At 36.8% G+C, this 20,556-nt stretch carries 18 protein-coding genes and 1 riboswitch; of the genes, 14 read left to right on the forward strand and 4 right to left on the reverse strand.

Translation table 11 applies throughout. The features are described from left to right. Positions 1–99: 99 nt before the first annotated feature. The 3 genes from MTQ00_RS12845 (at position 100) to ribB (ending at position 2,619) form a co-directional block, all read left to right on the forward strand. Positions 100–879, forward strand: a complete 780-nt coding sequence (locus tag MTQ00_RS12845) for an alpha/beta fold hydrolase (protein ID WP_273649519.1) — start codon at positions 100–102, stop codon at positions 877–879. A gap of 274 nt (positions 880–1,153) precedes the next feature. After that, entirely contained in the window at positions 1,154–1,618 is a 465-nt protein-coding gene (locus MTQ00_RS12850; protein ID WP_273649521.1) for a DUF1772 domain-containing protein, read from the forward strand. Positions 1,619–1,755: 137 nt separating this feature from the next. Beyond that, positions 1,756–1,881, forward strand: a riboswitch (FMN riboswitch). A gap of 90 nt (positions 1,882–1,971) precedes the next feature. Next, entirely contained in the window at positions 1,972–2,619 is a 648-nt protein-coding gene (gene ribB, locus MTQ00_RS12855; protein ID WP_172280579.1) for a 3,4-dihydroxy-2-butanone-4-phosphate synthase, read from the forward strand. 74 nt (positions 2,620–2,693) lie between these two features. Here the strand turns inward: ribB and MTQ00_RS12860 are convergent, their stop codons facing one another. Beyond that, the gene (locus tag MTQ00_RS12860) at positions 2,694–4,781 is read right to left on the reverse strand and encodes an outer membrane beta-barrel protein (protein WP_273649523.1); all 2,088 of its coding nucleotides are present in this window, start codon (positions 4,779–4,781) and stop codon (positions 2,694–2,696) included. Positions 4,782–4,975: 194 nt separating this feature from the next. On the opposite strand from MTQ00_RS12860, the gene MTQ00_RS12865 reads away from it, so the two are divergent. From MTQ00_RS12865 to MTQ00_RS12885, 5 genes are all read left to right on the forward strand, one after another. After that, positions 4,976–5,728, forward strand: coding sequence for a DUF3575 domain-containing protein (locus MTQ00_RS12865; RefSeq protein WP_273649525.1), 753 nt, complete (start codon positions 4,976–4,978; stop codon positions 5,726–5,728). Between the two features lie 102 nt (positions 5,729–5,830). Then, positions 5,831–6,508: a response regulator transcription factor gene (locus MTQ00_RS12870; protein WP_172280585.1), complete on the forward strand. Its 678-nt coding sequence runs from the start codon at positions 5,831–5,833 to the stop codon at positions 6,506–6,508. Then, positions 6,505–7,773, forward strand: a complete 1,269-nt coding sequence (locus MTQ00_RS12875; RefSeq protein WP_273649527.1) for a sensor histidine kinase — start codon at positions 6,505–6,507, stop codon at positions 7,771–7,773. Before MTQ00_RS12870 ends, MTQ00_RS12875 begins: the two co-directional genes overlap by 4 nt. A 102-nt stretch (positions 7,774–7,875) precedes the next feature. Continuing rightward, a complete protein-coding gene (locus MTQ00_RS12880) occupies positions 7,876–9,288 on the forward strand; it encodes a porin (protein WP_273649529.1) in 1,413 nt (470 codons plus the stop codon). Between the two features lie 20 nt (positions 9,289–9,308). Further along, positions 9,309–10,601: an MFS transporter gene (locus MTQ00_RS12885; protein ID WP_273649531.1), complete on the forward strand. Its 1,293-nt coding sequence runs from the start codon at positions 9,309–9,311 to the stop codon at positions 10,599–10,601. 57 nt (positions 10,602–10,658) lie between these two features. Here the strand turns inward: MTQ00_RS12885 and MTQ00_RS12890 are convergent, their stop codons facing one another. Then, positions 10,659–10,871: a hypothetical protein gene (locus MTQ00_RS12890; protein WP_089027820.1), complete on the reverse strand. Its 213-nt coding sequence runs from the start codon at positions 10,869–10,871 to the stop codon at positions 10,659–10,661. A gap of 393 nt (positions 10,872–11,264) precedes the next feature. Here MTQ00_RS12890 and MTQ00_RS12895 point away from each other — a divergent pair, with 393 nt between their 5' ends. From MTQ00_RS12895 to MTQ00_RS12920, 6 genes are all read left to right on the forward strand, one after another. Continuing rightward, the gene (locus MTQ00_RS12895) at positions 11,265–12,116 is read left to right on the forward strand and encodes an alpha/beta fold hydrolase (protein WP_273649533.1); all 852 of its coding nucleotides are present in this window, start codon (positions 11,265–11,267) and stop codon (positions 12,114–12,116) included. Further along, the gene (locus MTQ00_RS12900; RefSeq protein WP_273649535.1) at positions 12,116–12,589 is read left to right on the forward strand and encodes an RNA polymerase sigma factor; all 474 of its coding nucleotides are present in this window, start codon (positions 12,116–12,118) and stop codon (positions 12,587–12,589) included. Before MTQ00_RS12895 ends, MTQ00_RS12900 begins: the two co-directional genes overlap by 1 nt. Continuing rightward, a complete protein-coding gene (locus MTQ00_RS12905; protein WP_273649536.1) occupies positions 12,576–13,169 on the forward strand; it encodes a hypothetical protein in 594 nt (197 codons plus the stop codon). Before MTQ00_RS12900 ends, MTQ00_RS12905 begins: the two co-directional genes overlap by 14 nt. 72 nt (positions 13,170–13,241) lie before the next feature. Then, positions 13,242–13,865, forward strand: coding sequence for a class I SAM-dependent methyltransferase (locus MTQ00_RS12910; protein WP_273649538.1), 624 nt, complete (start codon positions 13,242–13,244; stop codon positions 13,863–13,865). Between the two features lie 135 nt (positions 13,866–14,000). Further along, entirely contained in the window at positions 14,001–16,283 is a 2,283-nt protein-coding gene (locus tag MTQ00_RS12915) for a patatin-like phospholipase family protein (RefSeq protein ID WP_273649540.1), read from the forward strand. A 177-nt stretch (positions 16,284–16,460) separates the two neighbouring features. Next, the gene (locus tag MTQ00_RS12920) at positions 16,461–18,239 is read left to right on the forward strand and encodes a GEVED domain-containing protein (protein WP_273649542.1); all 1,779 of its coding nucleotides are present in this window, start codon (positions 16,461–16,463) and stop codon (positions 18,237–18,239) included. Positions 18,240–18,297: 58 nt separating this feature from the next. Here MTQ00_RS12920 and MTQ00_RS12925 read toward each other — a convergent pair whose 3' ends face one another. Further along, a complete protein-coding gene (locus MTQ00_RS12925) occupies positions 18,298–20,061 on the reverse strand; it encodes an ABC transporter ATP-binding protein (protein WP_172280604.1) in 1,764 nt (587 codons plus the stop codon). A gap of 135 nt (positions 20,062–20,196) precedes the next feature. Continuing rightward, positions 20,197–20,541 (reverse strand): hypothetical protein, encoded by a 345-nt coding sequence (locus MTQ00_RS12930; RefSeq protein WP_273649544.1) that lies wholly within the window; start codon positions 20,539–20,541, stop codon positions 20,197–20,199. Between the last annotated feature and the right edge of the window lie 15 nt (positions 20,542–20,556).

Genomic DNA, 20,556 nt, shown 5'->3' on the forward strand with positions numbered 1-20,556 from the left:
GAAATATATTACCATTAATAAACTGTCAATACATTACAATGGAAATCATCAGAAAGTTGTTGACTTCAAATAAAATTTATAAAATCACAAACCCATAATATGGAAAAATATGCATCATCATCGGATGGACAAAAAATTCATTACAAAGAAACAGGCACCGGAGATACAGCCTTAATCCTGGTTCACGGATGGCTGGGAAATGCGGAATGGTGGGAAAACCAGAAGGAATATTTTAAAAATAAATACCGTATTGTTCAGATGGACCTTGCAGGCCATGGAAAATCTGACAAATCCAGAAAAAACTGGTCGAGTGAGCAATATGCAGAAGATATTAAAGCCGTTGCCAGCCAGATCGATTCAAAAGACATTATATTAGTTGGCCACTCAATGTCGGGAGCGTATGTTCTGGAAGCTGCCCTGAAAATTCCCAATTTAAAGTCAGTGATTTTGGTGGATACCATAAAAAACCTGGACGAAACTTTCCCAATGGAACAGGTGGAAGAGGTTCTATTTGTTCATTACCGGAATGATTTTAAAAATGCGGTCGAAAATATTCTTCCCCAATTCCTTTTTGTGGAAAAAACTCCGGAAACAGTAAAGGAAAGAGTACAAAAAGAATTTCTTCAGAATACGGGAGAGATGGCAATAGAACTGCTCATTCCCTTATACAAAACCGATTTCCGGAAAGCCGCATCGCAGATTAAAGTGCCCGTAAGAGCAATCAACTCCGATGCTTCACCTACAAATGCTGATGCCAACCGCCAATACTTACAGGATTTCGATTATGTAAATATAAGTGATGTAGGCCACTACCCTATGCTTGAAAAGCCTCAGGAATTTAATATACTCTTGGAAAATATATTGGAACAAACAAACTGAGCATCAAAATTAATACTAAAAGATCACTAACAATCCATTCAAATAAAGTCTTGAATGGATTGTAATTTTAGAGCACAGAACGCGCTACAGAAACAAGTTCTACCCTATGAAATACCATTTGTAAGCATTCTTTAATTAGCAATCGAAAAGTAGTAGCGTTCCTTATAGGATGATCTGTCCTAAAAAAAAATCTTTTCCATTCAAAAAGGACCGATTTATACAATTTTCAATGTCCTCTATGAAATAATTTTGTTTCATAATACCATACTTTATTATGAAGCTTTTTATTTTATATCTCTACATCATGATCGGAAGCGGAATATTATTTGTTAACCTTTACAATTCCCTTGTCGATGCCCCGAACTGGGGTAGAAACATTCCCGATTCCCTTGAAACGGCAAAAAATTATTTTCAGCAGAAAACACCGGCAAATTTCTTTAAAATAACAGGACCTCTCCACCACCTCATCGGATTAGCGGTGATCATTTTTTTGTGGAATCCATATCCTCAGATCCGGGGGTATATAATTTCGGCATTCATCCTTTTTGTTCTTGCTGATGTATTTACAGTAATGTATTTCTTTCCGAGAAACAATATTCTTTTCGGACAAAAACCTGTCGATCCCAAAATTGCTTTGCAAACGTGGAAAGAATGGAGCCACATGAATTGGATCCGTTCATTGATACTTCTTTCCGGAGTTGTAATTGCGTGCATTTCTCTATATAAAATATACCGGTAAAACATCCTGATACTCTTAATTAATTTCAAAAATCATTTCCCATTTCAAAAAACTTCCCGAAATTAGCAGCCTGTGCGTTAAATACTAATTAATGAATTAAAAACAAGTAAACAAGACATACAGTAAAACTTAGCATAAGTTTTCTTCGGGGCAGGGTGAAATTCCCTACCGGCGGTTATAGTCCGCGACTCCTTTTTCATTAAAGGACTGATTTGGTGAAATTCCAAAACCGACAGTTAAAGTCTGGATGGGAGAAGAAAATGAAACGATCAATAAGCTTGCCTTATGGACTTATTGGTGCGTATTTCATTTCCATGTACCGAAGTGTATTTTAACTTTTAAAGTAAAATAACATGGAAAAATTATTAGAAAAATTCGGAGTTTCCTCCAGAGAACGTGTAGAAAATGCACTTTTAAAATTACAACAGGGCAAAGGCATCCTTCTTGTGGATGACGAGAATCGCGAAAACGAAGGCGATATCATCTTCCCTGCCTCTACCATTACAGAACAGGATATGGCACTTTTGATCCGCGAATGCAGCGGAATTGTTTGTTTATGCATTTCGGAAGAGAAAAGCAAACATCTTAATCTGCGACCAATGGTAGAGACCAACAACAGTAAAAATCAAACCGCATTTACCATTTCCATTGAAGCAAAAGAAGGAGTGGAATCCGGTGTTTCTGCAAAGGATCGGGTAACCACGATCAGAACTGCCATAGCAGAAAATGCTTTGGCGGACCATATTGCAAGCCCGGGACACGTCTTTCCTCTTGTTGCCAAAAAAGGAGGCGTCTTTGAAAGAAGGGGTCATACGGAAGGAAGTGTTGATCTGGTAAAGATGGCAAATCTTGGGGATGATGCGGTTCTTTGTGAACTCACCAATGAAGACGGCTCTATGGCAAGACTACCCGAAATTGTAGATTTCGCGGAAAAAAAAGGAATGAGTGTAGTCACTATTGAAGACATTCATGCTTATCGCAGAATGATCGCGCAAAATTAAAACAGAAAATATTTAACGTACAGAAAACAGCTCCGGATTCTCCGGAGCTGTTCTTATGATAAAAATATGCATGATTAAAAAGTAGCCGCAGGAGCTGTAGAATTATTAAGTTTTTTCTGCATATCCGTTTTCTTTCCTTTTGAGAAATCATAGCTGAAGCCCAGAACAAACATCGACTTATTATTCATAATCTGGCTATTTCGTGAATAGTTGACCACGCTTTCAGGAAGACTTTTTGTCTTGTATTCCGAAGGCATTCCTATCCAGTACAATCCTGTAGAGAATGTCCAGTCTTTGTGTTTATAATTGACGAAAACATGATTCGCATTCTCATTGGTATTGAGAAATGCACCACTAAGTAAATACACAGGAATATTGACCTGATATTGTAGTGAGAATGATTTGTACTCCGAAGATAATTCCAGATTATTGGCGATATAATTATTTTTGATCAATGCGCCCTTGCTCGTTCTTACGGTTTCAGATGAAGGAGCAACCATAGCTTTGATCACAAGAAGATTATTCCCAAAAGGCTTATAGGATCCCGTAAGCTGCAGCCCATATTGTTTCGAGCTTTTTGCATTTTCGTAGGTAAGGGCATATCCTCCAAAAGTATCGTCCATCACATAAAACTGGTTGATCGTACGTCGGGTATCTGAATAAAATAAATTAGCATTAAAATCAAAATACTTATTGTTCAGTGAATAGATCAGGTTATTTCCCCATGTCAGCTGTGACTTAAGAAATGGATTTCCTTTTTGCACAATGTTCGGTGCCATCTGTACCACATTACTACTTAATGCAGCACTCCATGGACTCTTTGGTTTATAGCTGCTTGTAAAACGAAGACTCTGATTTCCTTTCAGCTGATATCCTAAAATAACTTTTGGAGTAATAGACCATTCATCAAAAGTAGTTTCAGCACTTTTATTATGAATGTTGGTAAGGCCTGCACCAACACGGTATGTAAACTTTTCAATTTTACCGGAAAATTCTGTGTAGAAATATTGCTCTAAATAATTCACTTTGTACTGTGAAAATCCTGCAAGGTTTTGGAGATCATTGGAAATAGAGGTGTTCGAGATACGATACCCTGAAGAAAGTTTTCCACCTTCAAAATCATGAGTATGGGCAATCTCTCCAACAAAACCCGTCTGTTTAGCTGTAAGATTCATATCATTATCAAAAACTGAATTCCCTGAAGAGGTGATCCATTCCTTTGTAAATTCTGAAGTATCTGTGGTAAAATGGGAACCCACGACATTCAAACTTAATTCATCTTTTTTACTCAGTTTTTTTGAAAAGTAAAGATCAAGTGTCGGTGTTACGTAATCCGTCCCTCCCCTTTTCATCATGGTATGCCCTTCCGTAACATCATCTTTTGTGAAAGTACTTTCTCCCTTACCATTCACGAAAGTATGAAGGATATCCATATTCAGTTTTGCCTGAAATGAATAATTATCAGGCACCATACGGGTATACCTTAAAGCAATATTTTGAGAGGTATATCCAAAATGATCTTTCTTCTTTTCATCGGAAAGATAATGTGAATTATCAAGCTGATAGTCATAGATACTGCGTACTCTCCGGTTGTCATAATCTCTTAAATTCATGGAATATTCCAAACCGAAATTATTTTTGCCTTTTGTAAAATTGGCATATGCTGATCCATTTACGAATCCTGTATTCAATGCGGTCATTACATCGGTTCCAAAAACATATCCTGTCTCTGTAGACCGTGTAATCACATTAATAACCGTATCCGCTCTTGTTGCCCACCTTGCGGGTGGAATATCATAGTATTCAACTTTTACTACTTCACTGGGTGCTATACTCCGGATCTGCATATCCGTTGCTTCAATTCCATTAATAAGAAATAAAGAAGTTCCTCCTTTCGTACTTTTCAAAGTATTCGAAACAGGATCCAACTGTAATTCCGGTAATGTCTTTAATAGGTCCTTTGCGTAACGGGCCTTTTCTAACGCTGCTTTATCAAAAGTATATACTGCTTTGTCTGCAAACTGTTTTTTACGTTGGGACTTTATAATCACCTCCTGGATTTCTGCCGTCTTTGTTTGATCAATAGTATCGCTTTTGATGTTTTCCTGCGAAAACACAAAAACTCCACAAAGAAAAAGGGCGGCACATACTGTTTTTTTCATGTCAGAAATTGAATAATATAAAATAGGACAAGCAGAATCTGATATGTATTACATGGTATACGGATTCAAGTCATCAATAAATTCCTAACTAACTTTATATAAATAGTTTATTTTTCATTTAATTATTCATTTCTATACACTATTGCCCATTTTTTGCTGCTATTATTATAAACTCCAGTATTAAATTTAGAATCATGAAAAAATATCTCCTGCTTATCCTCCCTTTTCTTTTTTCGAAAGTCTGTTCACAGGAGGTCACTCCTGTTTCTGAAGAAAAAATGAATATCATTAAAACCAATGTCACAGCATATGCATTCAGGAACATTAATTTGTCATATGAAAGAGCCTTCAATCAGTGGTTCTCTGTGAATGTAGGATTTGGAACAATGCCTGAAGGAAAGGTTCCGTTCATTAATGCATTTTTAAAAGATAAAGATGAAGAGCGGTTTCAGAATTTAAGGATTAAAGCAACTAATTTTACTTTCGAGCCTCGTTTCTATTTAGGAGCAGGATACGGGAAAGGCTTTTACGTAGCCCCGTATTACAGATATTCAAAAGTAAGTTCTAATACTTTTGATTTCTATTATGATTTTAAACCCACCAATGGAGTTACTTATCAGATTCCATTGAAAGGATCAGGAGATACCAATGGTAATAGTGGTGGATTAATGGTCGGGGTACAATTCTTTCTTACCAAAAGCCAAAATCTTGTTTTAGATCTCTGGATTGCCGGTGCACATTATGGTAGTGGAAAAGGTGACTTTACGCTGACAAGTGATTATCTGCTGACCCCTGAAATGCAACAACAGCTAAAAAAAGAGATCGAAAATCTGGACATCCCGTTTGTAAAATATACCGTAGAAACCAATCCCAATGGAGCCCGGATAAAAGTAGATGGTCCCTGGGCAGGCTTCAGAAGCGGATTATCATTAGGATATCGTTTTTAAAACCTGGATACATAAAAAATGATTGATCAGGTAGTGTTCTGAAAATTAGAACACTTTTTTTATATCTTTAAGCCCTAATAATGTATTTCGGATTATAATTTTATGAAAATCCTTATCATCGAAGACCATAAAGATCTTGCTTCCAACATCACAGATTATCTTAAAAAAGAAGACTATGTTTGTGAAGTGGCGACTAATGCAAAAGAAGCTTTAGAAAAAATTGAGCTTTTCGAATATGATTGCATCCTACTTGATCTGATGCTTCCGGATGGAAATGGATTGGAAATCCTGAAACATATTAAAAATGATGCTCCGGAATCCAGCATCATCATTGTATCCGCCAAAGACTCCCTGGATACCAAACTGACAGGTTTGGACGAAGGAGCCGATGATTATATGACCAAACCTTTCTCATTACCGGAACTGCATTCCAGAATAAAAGCCGTGCTCAGGAGAAAAACACCGGAAACCAACCGCATCTTAAGTTTCAATGAATTTACTATTGATCTGGAATCAAAAGAGTGTAAAGTGAATGAGCGACTACTGAATCTCACCAAAAAAGAACTCAACCTGCTGATCTATTTTATTAATAATCAAAACAGAATGCTTTCCAAACAGGCTATAGCAAGTCACCTGTGGGGAGATTATACTTATAGTGTGGATAATATAGATTTTGTATACCAGCATTTGAAAAATCTGCGAAAAAAGATTATTGACGGAGGAGGCAAAGATTATCTGCAGACTGTTTATGGGTTGGGTTATAAATGGATTGATAAATGAATTTAAGCTTTCGTTTTGCCAGAGCATTTACTATCCTGGTTTTCTTTGTCCTTACCACAGGCTTTACGATTTTGTATTTTGCCTTTGAAAGGGCAACGATGCGTTCAGCGATCCTCAAACTTGAAGATCTTAATGCTTATGTGGCCAATAAGTTGGCACAAGATTCCACATACGATTATCTTACCATACACCACAGACAAACCCAGGTTAAGATCCTACCGTCCGATTACAAGAATACCAAAGAAAAAATTATTGAAGAAAAGTACATCTGGAATAAAAGTGTACAGTCTTACATCAATAAAATTACCGTTATTACCTACCCTGTCATTCATAAAAAAAGATATGCCATAACCAGCGTAAGATACATCACCATCATTGAAAACCATTTTCTGATAAGTATTATTATGGTGGTTGCCTGGATCATGGTGTTCCTTATTATTCTTACGATCATTGTCGGGGTCCTGGTTTCAAAGAAGATTCTTGAACCGTTCTATCATGCCATAGAAGAGATCAAAAAATTCAGTCTTAAGAATAACAGGCCTATGAGCCTTATGAAAACAGAGACCGAAGAATTTAAATCCTTAAACAGGTTTTTGCTAAAAATGTCCGAGAGTTCAAAAAAGGACTATCATTTATTAGAAGAACTTTCGGAAAACACTTCCCACGAGCTCCAAACTCCACTGGCTTCCATTAAAGGAAAGATCGAGTTACTGATGGACAGTGATCTCTCAGAAAAACAACTGCTTACCCTCTCCTCGATGAACGATGAACTGGACAGGCTCTCTTCTATTAATCAATCCCTTATTCTATTAGCTAAGCTGGAGCATTTTGAAAAAAGCGAATCGAATCATATCAACTTTTCAGAGCTGCTTAGTGAACGACTTCAGTATTTCGAGGATATCTTTGAAATTCAGAACCTATCATTAACCAGAAATATCCGGGAAGAGGTTTACCTTAATTTCGATGAGAATTTGGCTATTATTGTGATCAATAACCTCATCAATAACGCAAAAAGGCATAATATCGAAAATGGAAAGATCAGAGTAACTCTTACCGAAGATTATTTTGAGATTTCCAATACCGGAAATCCTCCAACTATTCCTACGGAAGAATTGTTCAAAAGATTCAAGCGCGGAAACCCTGATCAAAACTCAATTGGGATCGGTTTGGCACTCGTGAAGAAGATTTTGGAGATTTATGACACTGAAATTACTTATCATTTTGAAAACAATTTTCATACTTTAAAGATCAATTTCATAAAATAAAAGATTGAAATTCAAAAACATAACAACAAATATTCAATTCTGATCAAAACTTCAGAAAAACTTCAGAATTTATGTATTGTTTAGGTGCAAATAATAGCATCAATGAAAAAACTTTTCATCATTTTCGGCCTGGCTGCCTTACAATTACTATACAGCCAGGATACTGCAAAGGTCAGTACAAATCCTGAAGAAGTTATATCAGAAAAGAATCCTTTAGATATCGGAGAGCTTAAAATCAACCTGAATCCCAAAGGAGACAAATGGCTGAAATTCGGTATTTCCAGTCAGATCTGGTTGCGAAGTATTGACAATAATCCGGGAACACTCGTGAATGGCGTTCCCCAGCAGCAAACATATGATGCAGGAATCCGAAGAATGAGGCTAACTATTCAGAGTCAGCTTACACCATTTTATTCAGTTTTTCTACAAATGGGAATTAATAACCAGTCTTTTATTTCCGGAGGAGGATCGGGAACAGGAAATAATGGAGCCGGAAAGAAAGCCCCTTTTTTCTTTCATGATGCTTATAATGAGCTGGCTATTATACCACGAAATGATTTTCAGACCGGAAAACCCAATAAAAACAATTTGTATCTGGGTGCCGGGCTTCACTCCTGGAATGGCGTAAGCAGATTGACTAATGCAAGTACTACAAAAATGCTTGCCGGTGACATCCCTGTTTTCAATTTTCCGGCCATCGAAATTGCAGATCAGTTTTCAAGACAGTTCGGTATTTTTGTACATGGAGAATTTGATCGGTTAAATTACAGATTCAGTGTCAACAAGCCTTTTGCTACTAATCTGAAGCCCGTTGTAGGAGGACCTGCTGTGGATAATAACCAAAGCGGAAAGCTATCTTACTCAGGTTATGCATTCTATCAGTTTTTCAATAAAGAAACAACGGTAACTTCTTTTCTACCGGGTAATAATCTGGCTGCCAGAAAAGTTTTGAATATCGGAACGGGTTTTTACAGTACTAAAGATGCAACACAATCTCAACCCTCAGAAAATGTTTTCGAGTCTCATGCTGCCAATGTCTTCGGAGCAGATATCTACTCGGAGCTGCCTTTGGGAAATAAAAGTAAGGAAATGGGACTGACCTTGTATTCTGTATTCTATAATTATAATTACGGACCCAACTATTTAAGAGTAAGCGGACTCCTGAACCCAGGAACTCCTGATCCACAATTTACAGGGCAAAAAGCACTGGAAGGTGCCGGAAACAACAGGATTTTGATGGGTACGGGAAATATCTGGTTTTCACAGGTAGGATTCGTTCTTCCTAAATTCAGTAAAATACTGAAGGTTCAGCCTTTCTTCAATTATGCTTTAAAGGACATGAAAGCATTAAATCAGAACGGCAGCTATTATGACGTGGGAGCAAATTTTTACTTATACGGCCAAAATGCCAGAATTGTTGTACAATACAGCAGCAGACCACTCTATGATCTCGTTTCCAAAACAATTTTTGACAGAAAAGGAGAATTTTTACTATCACTTCAGATTATACTTTAAAAATTTAATATATTACCCCTATGAATACTACTCAAATTACAACAGCCCAAAGGATTAAAGCCATTGTGGGTGGTTCTATCGGAAATCTAGTGGAATGGTACGATTGGTATGCTTATGCTGCCTTTGCCATCTATTTTTCCAATTCATTTTTTCCTGATTCGGATCTTAATGCACAACTGATGAATACTGCCGGAATATTTGCAGTTGGATTCCTGATGAGACCTATCGGCGGATGGTTATTCGGAAGTATTGCAGATAAAATAGGGAGAAAAAGAGCGATGACCCTTTCAGTTTTACTAATGTCATTCGGATCTTTACTTATTGCCCTTACGCCTACTTATGAAACTATAGGAATTCTGGCTCCGATTCTTCTTTTAATTGCAAGGCTACTGCAGGGATTGAGTGTAGGTGGAGAATATGGTGTTTCAGCCACCTATCTCAGTGAAATGGCGACAGAAGACAGAAGAGGGTTTTACTCAAGCTTTCAATATGTAACCCTGATCGGAGGGCAGTTAATTGCATTGGGGATCCAGTTGGTTCTACAAAAGGTACTTCTTACAGAGGCACAGCTGGAAGACTGGGGCTGGAGGATTCCTTTTATTATCGGCGCAGCCCTTTCCGTTATTGCATTATATCTGAGGGCTAACCTTCATGAAACGGAAGCTTTTGAAAACAAAAAGGAAATGAGTGAGAAGAAAAAAGGAACTATAAAAGAATTGCTTAAACATCCTAAAGCCCTTCTCACCGTAGTAGGTTTAACATTAGGCGGAACGTTGGCTTTTTACACGTATACCACCTATATGCAGAAATTTTTAGTAAATACGGTTCATCTGACAAAAGAACAGTCTACCCTTATCTCTTTCGTATCATTATTTATTTTTGCCTGTCTTCAACCTGTTTTTGGTGGATTATCAGACAGAATAGGAAGAAGACCTTTGCTTCTGGGATTTGGAATTTTAGGAACTCTTTGCACAGTACCTTTGCTTACAGCATTAAGCACAACAACCTCAATGTGGGGAGCCTTCTTTTTAATTATGGCAGCATTGATTATTGTAAGTGGATATACTTCCATTAATGCAGTTGTTAAGGCAGAACTTTTTCCTTCGGAAGTAAGGGCACTTGGTGTTGGCTTACCTTATGCTTTAACAGTAGCTATTTTTGGAGGTACGGCGGAATATATTGCCCTTTGGCTTAAGCAGGCCGATATGGAACCTTATTTCTATTGGTATATTACAGCATGTATCTTCTTTTCGCTGATTGTTTACGCCAGAATGAAAGATACCAAAGAAACATCAGCATTAAATAAGGATTAAAAAATATACTGACCCTGAATGAAACGCGCCGCAGAAATCTGCGGCGCGTCTTTTATTTTAGCTATAAGCTTGTCTGAATTTCACAATAAGATCATCCAGATTATGACGCTGTACATAAATTGTTTTCACCTCTTCATATCTTGGCGATTTGTAGAAAACCTCATGAAAGTCCATGCTTCCGTTTCCTACTTTTACTACTTTCTTTACTTCAATATTCAATTTTCTTAGCTCGTCCTTCAGAACTTGAAATTCATCTTGTATATTATTCATTGGTATTTTGGATTTAATTAAAAAACTACGATTTTATCTCCAACACCCCTATCATTATAAGGGGCAATTGTAAATATTTATTAAATTTAGTGAATTTTCGAATACAAACAACAGGCTTCACAAAATTTTTATTAATTTCTATAGTCTGCAAAAACCGTACCTATTATAATAAGTAATGCATAATATTTTAAAAAAAATAACCGATAACCTCCACAAAATGAGGACCAACCGCAAATTCAAGGGTTTAATCTGATTTCTTTCAATTTAAAATACCCTTTATTAAAGGGGTATTCCGGAAATTATTCATAAGATTTAAAATTATTTTAAAAATTTTGTAACATTTTTTTCAGGCCTGTATCTAAAAGGTAAATTAACCATTAAATCTTAAATGAAATGAAAAAATTGACATTCCTTGCCGTGATATTATTATTTTTAGCTCTATGTGCTAATGTGTTCGGACAAACAAAATCCTATCCTTTTGAAGTTAAAAAATCAGGAAGTGGGAAACAAGCCCTGATTTTGATCCCCGGTTTTGCCTCTTCCGGAGATGTATGGAATGAAACGACCCTAAAGTTTGATAAGAATTTTACTTGCTATACTTTAACAATGGCAGGATTCGCAGGTGCAAAGCCTCAGCCCGGCGCCAGCTTTAAAAACTGGGAAAACAAAATTGCAGAATTCATCAGTGACCAGAGAATTGACAAGCCTGTTATCATCGGGCACAGTATGGGTGGAGGCCTTGCCCTCGCTCTGGCTGCAGATCATCCACAATTAGTGGGTAAGATTATCGTTGTAGATGCTTTGCCGTGCTTATCGGCATTAATGAATCCTTCTTTTACATCTAAGGAAAACAATGATTGCTCTGCTACCATCAATAAAATGACAGCCATGACAGATGATCAATTTCGTCAGATGCAGCTGAAATCTATCCCCCAGCTTTTGGCGGATACTTCCATGCAGGAAACTGTGATCGGATGGAGTCAGCAATCAGACCGTAAGACTTTTGCAGAAATGTATTGTGACTTCTCGAATACTGACCTCCGGGAAAAAATAAAAAATATACAATGTCCTTCACTTATATTATTAGAGTCTTATTTTACTAATTTTAAACCAGCCATGGAAGATCAATATAAGAATATGAAAAATGCAAATTTACAATATGCTACTAAAGGTTTACACTTCATCATGTATGATGATAAGGAATGGTATTTCAACCAGTTGAATAACTTCTTATCTGCAAAATAATGGTATTTGAGGAAATCTACGAAGTATACTGGCAAAAAATATTCCGCCTGTGTATGGGATATGTAAACAATTCCGAATGGGCACAGGACATTGCTCAAGAAACATTTGTCATTGTATGGCAACAACTTCCTAAATTCAGAAATGAATCTTCTGTGGGAACCTGGATTTTCAGGATCGCCTCCAATAATTGCCTGAGACAGATTGAAAGGGAGAAAAGATTCACAAAAGCTGATTTACCAGGTAATTTAGAGGAAAAGAAACAGGAATCCATGGAATCTGAGATACAACTTCTTTATAAATTCATCTCCGAATTGCCGGAAACAGACCGTATTATTATTTCTTTAGAACTGGAAGAATTAAAACAGGCCGAAATAGCCAATATCGTGGGATTATCAGAATCCAATGTCAGGGTAAAAATCCACAGAATAAAAGAAAAATTAACTCAAAAATTCAGGGAACATGGAACCTACTAATATAGATTTTAAAAATATCTGGCAACAACAAAAAGTAAATAAGCCCGACCTTAAAGATTTGCTTGCTAAACTGGAGTCCTATAAAAGCAAAAATCTGAAAAAGCTTATATTAACCAATATAATGCTACTTTTAACCAGTATATTTATAGGTCTGATATGGTATCACTATCAACCTCAGCTAGTCACCACAAAAATCGGAATCGTACTGATTATTCTGGCAATGGTAATTTTCCTGTTTGCTTACAACAGGCTGTTTACATTCTTTTATAAAACCAACACCGACCAATCCAACAGTGAATATTTGCATAGCCTGTATGTTTTGAAAAGCAAACAGGGTTTTGTACAAACGTTCATGACCAATCTTTACTTCACTATGTTATTGGCAGGAATCAGTCTCTATATGTATGAATACACTTCAAGGATGACAACATTTATGGCTGTTTTTGCCTATTCATTAACTTTTATATGGATTGCCTTTAACTGGTTTTACATAAGACCTAAAACCATAAGGAAAGAACAGTCAAAACTCCATGAGCTTATTAAAAAATTCGAAGAAATCAACAAACAGCTGGTTGAATAAAAATAAATCAATTAAAATATTTTCTTTCATCAGGTCTTTTGTAATTTAGCCCTGCTAAAAACAACACTCCTTATGGATTTGTCAAAGAATAAAAATCACTGGGATATAGTATACGAGACAAAAAGTCCTGATCAGGTAAGCTGGACGCAGGAAAAACCTGAAATATCACTGGATTTCATTGCATCATTTGACTTAAAAAAAGACGCTAAAATAATAGATATTGGCGGAGGTGAAAGTCGTCTTGTAGATATTTTGATTGACAAAGGATATCAGGATATCACGGTGCTGGACATTTCTGCGAATGCATTGGAAAAGACAAAAAAGCGTTTAGGAAAGAAATCCGAAAAAGTGAAATTTATTGTTACGGACATTACTAAATTCGAACCTGAATTCCAATATGATCTTTGGCACGACAGGGCCACATTTCATTTTTTAACCGAAGAAGAACAAATCTCCAGCTATCTGGATATTGCAGGGAAAAGCATAAAAGAATTTATGGTGTTAGGAACTTTTTCAAAAAACGGACCTACAAAATGCAGTGGTCTGGAGATTAAGCAATACGATGAGGAGTCCATGGAAAAGCAGTTCGCCAACCATTTCGAAAAGATACAGTGTATTTCATCAGATCATACAACTCCTTTTGACACGATTCAAAATTTCACATTCTGTAGTTTTAAAAAAAAGATCCCCTATTGAAATCCTTAATAGACCCGATCGTCTTTTTTGCTAATTTGAAGTAAGCCTATTAAAATGAAAAATTTCCTCACTGTCTTTCTTATATGTATATTTTGTTTATTTTCTGCACAAGACACCATAAAGAAAATGCCTCCCATGACAAAAGACACAAAGTTTGGGTTAGCGCTTAGCGGAGGTGGTGCCAAGGGCTTTGCACATCTGGGAATTTTAAAAACAATAGATTCACTAGGGATTAAAATAGATTATATTACCGGGACCAGTATGGGTGGAATTCTTGGTGGATTATATGCTATGGGATATAATGGTGAAGAATTGAAAAAAATGGTGTATGGCATGAACTGGAAAAGGATCCTAAGTAACAAAATCCCCTACAACAAGGTCAATATCAGCGAAAAAGATGAGTACAATAAATATATTCTTGAATTTCCGGTAAACGATGGCCGGCCTTCCCTACCGGGATCCTTTATAGAAGGGCAATACATGGGTGAAGTTCTCAATACATTAACGTTTCCTGCAAAACATATCAACGACTTTAGTAAACTTCCTATTCCTGTTCAACTTACATCATCCGATATTGTGAATGGTGGATTGGTTATGCAGAAAAAAGGTTCTCTTGCACTGGCGATTCGTTCTACCTTAGCCATACCTGCCGCTTTCGCACCGGTCTATATTGATGGAAAACTTCTTGTAGACGGTGGCCTCGACCGTAATTTTCCGGTAAAGGAAGTAAAAGATATGGGAGCTGATTATATTATCGGAGGCTATACAGGATTCAGGCTTTTCACAAAAGATGAGATCAAAAATCCGATGAAAATGATCTATCAGACACATGCATTCCATTCCGTACAGGATTTCAATGAACAAAAGAAGATGTCGGATATCATGGTGGATTTTGTAACTCCGCTTAATGATTACACCACTAAAGACTTCAGAAAATACAAGGAAATCATAAAAATAGGAGAAGCAGAAGCTAAAAGACACCTTCCGGAATTTATAGCCTTAGCCAACGAGCAACGCAGACTGGGAATTATTTATAAGCACAAACTTGTTGAAGAGGTTAAAAAACCGACCATACAGTTTACTTATAGTGAAGATAATGGTACACCGATCACTAATCCGTCCGAGATTGAAACTATTAAAAACCTGATGGGATTAAAGGAGGGTGTATATTACGATGCCAAAACTGTAAATGCTGCTATCGACAAGGTTTTTGGAATTCGACAGTATGACAGGGTGTATTATACTTACACAGATTCGGAAAACGGTTTAATTATGAACATTTTCGTAAAGAGATCCACACCAAGCATGCTTAAATTAGCCCTACACTATGATAATGAACAATCCGTAGGGATCATCCTGAATTATACCTACCGGGATTATGCAGAAGCAAAATTCCGGGCCATAGCAACTGTAGATATTTCGGAACGTTTCAAGGCCCGTTTGCAGTTTCAGAAATTTCTGGATACGGATTACCGCTGGTGGTTAAGTACAGAAGGAAATATTTCTTTTCTTAAAAGTAATGACCTCCTGTTGAGATTCTCAGAAAACAATGATGTTGAAAATAATTTATTTTTCCCCAACTATATTTACAGAAGCATTAAAGCGAATACAGCGGTCAATTATTCGATTCATCCGAATACAATGGCTTCATTCGGCTTAGAGTTCAACGCTGAAAAATTAAACCGGTCTGTAGACAGGATTAGCCAGACCTTTACAGACTTGTACAGCAAAAAGGTATATTATCATACCAATCTTGACCTGTATTTTAAATTCAATCAAAATAACTTCAATACCAGATATTATCCTACTTCAGGAAACAATTTTCAGTTCATCACGAAGTATTATTTTGGAGATCAATACAACCTTTATGATCTGAAAGAAATACAACCTACACTCTATGAATACTTAAATCCCGGGGCTGAAGGATATTATAAACCCAAGAATCTGATCACATTAGCGCTCAATGAAAATTATATTATTCCAATCAATAAAAAGGTATCTGTTAAGGCAAATGCTTTTTTAGGAACAAACTTCTCTCCTCAAACTCTTGGATCTTCAGAGGGTATCCCTTATCTTTTTCTCAATCAGAAATTCAATCTGGGAGGAAGTGAATATAATTTTGACGGAATGAATCCTGAATTTAACGGGTTCAGGCAAAAAGAAGTTCCTATAAATTCAGTTGCCAAGCTAGGACTTGAGGTTCAGTACCGGATTTATCACAGGATTTTCCTCACTCCCTCTTTTCACTATGCTGCAATAAGTGACGAGCTATCCCCTTTCAAGAGCAATTCCAAACTTATTGGTTATGGACTTAATCTGGGATATGAATCAATTTTAGGTCCCATTAACGTAAATATATCCAGAAACGATGCACTTAATTTCTGGCGGGCTTATTTTAGTATCGGATTTAAATTCTGATTTGTATCCACAAAATAATGGACGATGAAATTAAAGAAATAGGCTATTGTGAAATATTCAATATCATCTTTTTCGAATCCTTCAAGGTCTTTATAAAAGCATTAAATTATTTCCCACACTATTGATATTTTTGTTTATTTTTAATATGAATATATTAAAACCACTAACAATTATATTATGAAAAAACTACTATTAGCTATTATTTTAGGCTCTTCATGCAGCCAGTTTTACGCTCAAAAAACTGAATTAATAGAATGCGGTACCGACGAATTAATGCGAAAACATTATGAACGGCATCCCGAAGAAAAGGCTCGGGATGATGCTTTTAACTTAGAGTTATCCAAACTGATTAAAAGTGGAAAACTAGCATCTACCCTTAATAAGAATCAGGTATATGAAATTCCCGTTGTTGTCCATGTTGTAGGGGACGGAAGCGCGGTCGGAACAGTAAACAACAAGTCGGATGCCGACATTATTGCATGGGTTAATTACACTAACGGAGTATTTTCCGGAAGTTCTTCAAGCGGCATGTCATCATCCAGTGCCATACTCCCTGTAAAATTTGTTTTTGCGAAAATCAGTCCCACCTGTACAGCGACCAACGGGATCAACAGGATCAATGCTTCCCATCTTCCAAAATATGTAAGCGGTGGTGTAAACAATGATAATACGACCAATGCTGTAACGGCATCCGAAATTACAGCCCTTGGAATGTGGGATACCAGTAAGTATTATAATATTTATGTGGTAAAAAAGTTAGCCTCTAATTCAGGAACCCTTAATGGCTTTGCCTATTACCCGGGTGGCAGCAATGATTATGCATTTATGTCTACAAGCGCATCATCTGTAAACGCGCAAACACTGGCACATGAATTCGGACATGCGTTAGGACTCCGTCACACCCATGAAGGATTCAACGACTCTACCGGGGCCTGTCCTGCTAATACCGATTGTACATTACAAGGAGACCTGGTATGCGATACAGAACCAATGAAAAGCCTTTACCACTCTTCCGTTCCCTATACATGTCAGACCGGTCAGATCAACCCATGTACAAGCGTTACCTATGCAGGAGGTGAAAGAAATGTAATGTCTTATACTTTCTGTTTCAGAGATCTCTTTACCCCGGGACAATCCGACAGAGCTACAGCCCAGCTTTTACAGTACAGACAATCTTTAATCAATTCTCCGGTCGCAAGTAGCACTACACCTAACAACAATACATCTTTAACCACAGCTTGCACCCCAACAACAATAACGAATCCAGGAAATTACAACATAGGAATCACTTCTGTCAAATTTGGAAGCATTAATAATTATTCAACCAATTACAAGGCTGCCACTAATAATTTCTACGAAAATTTTACGGGAAATTATTGTCTGGGAATTTCCAAAACCACAATACCTTCAGGCACCTCAACGACCCTTACCATTACTCCCGGAACAAACAATCCTCATATTATAAAAGCATACATCGATTACAACAACGATGGACAATTTAATGAAACAACGGAGCTGGTTCTGAACCAAAGCAATATAGCAGCAGGTTCCACTGCAACAGCATCAGTAACTCCACCTTCAAATGCTGTAGCCAATACTCCTTTAAGAATGAGGGTAATTGGTGAATATAACGGAACAACCGTTACCGCTTGTTATACTCCTAAATACGGACAGATAGAAGATTATTCAGTGATCATTGAACCAAGAACCCTATCCGCTAAAAATGCAATTGAAAACAAAACCTTTATTACACAGGCAGAAAATTCAGTGTACATAAAAAGTGACCTGCAAATTACCTCGCTGGTAATCTATGATGCCTCAGGAAGAATTCTGGTGAACCAAACCAATATGAAATCTACAGAAATTACCGCTCCATTAAATGTCAAAAATGTAGTAGTAACAGTCCGGGCAACATTGGAAAACGGAAAAGTGATCACCCAAAAACTAAAATTCTAAAAACAAAAAAGAGAGCAACTTCAGCTCTCTTTTTTATTTCTGTTATCTATGACGATTATTATTTTGACGCCCGGTTTTCTTCTTCCATTTCTACTTCATGTCTCAGCTGTGCTTTATACAATGTGGAATAATACCCATTTTGATCAAGCAACTCCAAATGCTTTCCTTCTTCTACAATTTTACCATGTTCCATTACGATAATCTTATCCGCTTTTTCAATGGTTGAAAGCCTGTGTGCAATAATAATCGAAGTCCTGTTTTTCGTGATTTTCTCCGTAGCCCTCTGAATCAGTTTTTCACTTTCATGATCAATTGAAGAGGTAGCTTCATCGAGGATCAAAATTTTCGGATCGGACAGATAAGCTCTCAAGAAAGACAATAACTGCCTTTGCCCTAATGAGATCGACGAGCCTCTTTCACTGACTACATAATCATAACCACCCGGAAGCTGCTGAATGAATTCATCTACTTCAATTTCTCTGGCCCCTGCTTTTATTTTATCCAGGGTAATACTTTCATCTCCAAAAGAGAGATTTTCAAAGATACTTCCATGGAAAAGGAAAACATCTTGTAATACCACCCCAATATGACTTCTGAGATTATATAATTCATAATCTTTCAGCTCTACATCATCAATAAAAATCTCCCCGGAATTGATATCATACAGCCTCGTGATCAGACTGATGATCGTAGATTTACCTGCTCCTGTAGCTCCGACAATAGCAACTGTTTCTCCCGGATTCACTTTGAAATTGATTCCTTTCAGTACTTCCTGCTTTTCATCGTAAGCAAAACGAACATCCCTGAATTCAATTTTACCATTGAAGTGATCTTTTTTTACTGTTCCGTGATTAGGCATCGCATAATCCTCATCCATTAATCCCAGTACCCTTTCTGCACCTACAATTCCACGCTGGATATTATTAAATCGGTCTGCGATCTGGCGTAAAGGTCTGATCAGCATTGAAATATACTGGATAAAAGCAATAACCACCCCCGCACTAATGGTAATATATCCTCCATAGAAAAGGATAAACCCAATAAATAGGGATGAGATAAGTTCTACTACAGGAAAAAATAATGAAAAGATAAAAACGGTTTTCAGCAATGCAGCCTTTAGGGTAATATTGATATCATCAAATTTTTTAAATTCAGCTTCCTGTCTGTTGAACACCTGTATAATTGGCATTCCGGCTAATCTTTCCTGAACAAAGGAATTCTGATTCGCCGTCCAGGTTCTTTCATCTCCAAATGCTTTTTTCAGCCTCTTTTGAAAAAAACGGGTAATAACCACCATCAAAGGAAGTATAGCCAGTGTAATATAGCTCAGATGAACATTAGTACTGAACATCATCACTAATACAAAGACGATTCTCAAAATATCCCCGAAAACCATAAGGAATCCGTCCGTATAAACTGTAGCAATGGTTTCCACATCCCCAACGGCACGTGTTACCAGTTGTCCTATAGGTGTTTTATCAAAAAATGATGTCCTGAAATAAATAAGTTTAGAATACAACCTCTCTCTGATATCCCTGATTACATTCTGAGAAATATAATTGGAGAAATAGACCAGGAAAAAGTTTAAAACAGTTTCTGCAACAACCAATCCTACCAAAATGTAGATATGCTTCATCATCAGAGCTTTATCCTGCAGCCTGGTGATATCATTATCTACAACTTCCATGGTAAGGTAAGGTCTGTAAGTAGAAACGATGGAAAGTAAAACGGAAATGATTAAAGTAAGGATAAACCAGGACCGGAATTTCATTCCGATAAAGAAAAGCCTTTTAATAATTCCCCAGGTATCTTGTTTTTTCATTGTACAAATTGAAAGAAAGAATTAAATAAATTCCATGCAAAAATAACACTTTATAATTTGAAAGCGAGAACAACTTATCCAAATACCAATAGAAAATAACGGATATCAATTATTTAAAATATGAATATCCTATTGTTATGCATTTTCCTTACTCCCTATCTCCTCAATTTCCAGGCTTGGTTTATGGATGGTTTCTTTTGTAAACTTTTTTTCAAGAAACTGGTAAATTCCCCACACAACAGCTATTGCACATAGCCAGCTTATTACATTCACAAGGCTATATCCGGTATAATCGTTATCATGTAAAGAACCTGGGTTAGTAAGTGCGATATAGAAACCATAGCAAAATAAAAACGCAACCTGAAACCCCAGATAGATCCCTATACCCAACAGTCCAAAATGCCATTTGGTTTTCCCAAATCTTTCTGCCAGTGCAGCATAGTATCTGTACGCTCCAATCAGGATAAAAATAGACATCATAATGATTATAGTTTT

Source organism: Chryseobacterium sp. B21-037 (genome assembly GCF_028570785.1).
GTDB classification, from domain to species: Bacteria; Bacteroidota; Bacteroidia; order Flavobacteriales; family Weeksellaceae; genus Chryseobacterium; species Chryseobacterium proteolyticum.